Below are 2,245 nucleotides of genomic sequence, written 5' to 3' on the forward strand. Positions count from 1 at the left end.
TACAGACTACTAAACAGCTGACTGACCAGGCTAAGGAAAAACTAGTTCAAGTAAAGACAAAGTTGCCGAGTGCTGACTCCGCTACTACTACAGAAGCTGCTCAGAAAGACAAGACACTCAACCCTAGTTCTGAACCAGAATCTGCCAAAACAGCTCTTAATCACTTAGGACTTACGCAAATCTCTTAATTTAACGCTACTTGTAGGGTGGTAAAAACCTTGCCCACCCTACCCATGGAGTCTGTGCGTAAGTCCTGGCACTAACTGATCTATACAACTGAAAGAGAAAAATACCATGAGACAAGTGGCAATACTGGTAACTAGACAATTTGCAATGGTGCTAAGTATTTTAGCGATCGCATCTTTGTTATCTCTAGCTACTGATGGTAATGATAACTCTCAGTCTCAACCGACTCCGAGTTCACCAGAAGCAACTGCACCCCAAACACCAGCAGAAACCGCTGCATCCGAGAGAAAAGAAAAACAGAAGTCTCTGCAGAACATCATCTCTGTGTTAATGATCGCTGATCAGTAATGTCAGCATTCAGCTATCAGCATTCAGCTATCAGCCCTCAGCTATCAGCCAAAGGCCTATGGCCAACGGCTAACCGCTGACAACCCCGTAGCGTGCCCTAAGCGCATATGCTGAGATCGGCTTTTCTCCAAAGTTTCAACTCTGATTAATCTCAAACTATTAGGTACGACCCGTGGCGAATTTAATTCTTAATTCCGAAAGCGCACTTTTAAATTCTCCTGTTTGATGTTTATTTTAAGCATTAGGCTGACAGCTGACAGCTGTTCGGTGTAGCGTGGCCTACGGCCAACGGCTGAATGCTTACTCAGTAATTACTTAGAAGGTGGCAAGAAACGTTTATTTAAGGAGAATTCAAACAATGATAACGACTGACAACAATAGCGATTGTGAATTTCTTGAAGAAGACAGTATATGGTCTGACCTCAGAGCAATAAGAGTTATCAATGGCCTGCAACAGGAGGTGCAATCCCTAGAAGCCTCAGTGAAACGGCTCCAAATCTTGCTGGTGTTAAGTATTGTGATCCTAGGAGGTAGTATTGCTGCTATCAGTCCCCTTGGTGCTATAACTTACAACCAGTTGCAGCAGCAATTTGCACCAGTAAATTCCTGGAAAACCACTCAATAAAACTGGTAATTTTTTGATTAATTATTGACCATTAAAACTAAATAATAAATACTAGAGTATTACTCAATGAATTGTGCCCATTTTTGATCATAAATTCCCGACTGCCGACTCCCTAAGCCCTACTCCCGAATTCCAGTTCTCTTTGCTATAAAAAACCAACAATAAATAGTCTCAAATAAAGGCAATGTCTAACAACAATAATCTAAGGAAAATAAGCACGATCAATAATTTTGGTATAGACAACAAACCTCTTTATAACACAGCCCTTCCTGTTGTTACCCCAGTCAATCCTCTTGCTAATCTCCAAGAGCAACATATCGAAGAAGTCGCCGAAGCATTGGTGGAATTTCAAATGACTGCCATGTCCGATAAGAAGAAACAGGAGCAAGAAACAAAGCAGCTACAGAAAAAAATGGGTCGCTTCACCGCTATTTGGATGATTTTAATCTTGATGGTGGGAGCAGCAGGAGCTTGGACAGGATATTTCTTTTATACCCAGCTTAAGCAGCTAACTACAGAAATTACGTCATTGAAAGAGGCTCCGGCAGAATCAGAACAGGCAAAACAAGTTCAACAGCTAGAACGTCAGGTATCTGAACTTAAAAAGCAAGTGCCAGTGAATCTGGCAACTGACTTAGAAGCTAACCAAAAAAAACTTTCAGCACTAGAAAAACAAGTGCAAGGAGTACAAGAAAGCGTTAAGCACCGCCAACAAGCCCTAGTGCTTTTAGCTAACGCTTTTCAAGACTTGGCTACTTTTGATCAGTCTAACCCTCCTGTGACTGCAACTTCAGGGGAAAATAGTCGAACTGTGACTGCGACCTCAGGAGAAAATAGTCCAAAAGGTGGCGCTAGAAATCAAGAATTCATTAATCGATTATAGCAGTCGCCAGGGCAATTATAACATGAAAAAGTATCAAACCTAAGTATAGCAAGAGTGTGACTTATAACTTATAACTTCTGACTTCTGACTTCTGACTTCTGACCGCTGACCGCTGACCGCTGATTGCTAAATTATTACCTCACAACCCTGCTTTTTCCCGTACCAAAGGCTCGAGAATTGTTAGCAAACTCAAGGGCATCAGC

4 protein-coding genes are annotated in these 2,245 nt (G+C 41.8%); all 4 read left to right on the forward strand.

Annotated features, from left to right (window positions below):
- Window positions 1-188: hypothetical protein (locus F6K49_RS42590; RefSeq protein WP_293107472.1), on the forward strand; the 188-nt coding region annotated here is incomplete at its 5' end.
- Between the two features lie 106 nt (window positions 189-294).
- The gene (locus F6K49_RS42595) at window positions 295-534 is read left to right on the forward strand and encodes a hypothetical protein (RefSeq protein ID WP_070391229.1); all 240 of its coding nucleotides are present in this window, start codon (window positions 295-297) and stop codon (window positions 532-534) included.
- A 358-nt stretch (window positions 535-892) separates the two neighbouring features.
- Entirely contained in the window at window positions 893-1,159 is a 267-nt protein-coding gene (locus tag F6K49_RS42600) for a hypothetical protein (RefSeq protein WP_293107476.1), read from the forward strand.
- Window positions 1,160-1,343: 184 nt separating this feature from the next.
- The gene (locus F6K49_RS42605; RefSeq protein WP_293107479.1) at window positions 1,344-2,042 is read left to right on the forward strand and encodes a hypothetical protein; all 699 of its coding nucleotides are present in this window, start codon (window positions 1,344-1,346) and stop codon (window positions 2,040-2,042) included.
- Window positions 2,043-2,245 lie beyond the last annotated feature (203 nt).

The sequence above is a fragment of the Moorena sp. SIO3I6 genome, from assembly GCF_010672095.1.

Coding starts and splice junctions, on each gene's coding strand:
- F6K49_RS42600 (WP_293107476.1), top strand. CDS start 893: ATGATAACGACTGACAACAATAGCGATTGTGAATTTCTTGAAGAAGAC.
- F6K49_RS42605 (WP_293107479.1), top strand. CDS start 1,344: ATGTCTAACAACAATAATCTAAGGAAAATAAGCACGATCAATAATTTT.
- F6K49_RS42595 (WP_070391229.1), top strand. CDS start 295: ATGAGACAAGTGGCAATACTGGTAACTAGACAATTTGCAATGGTGCTA.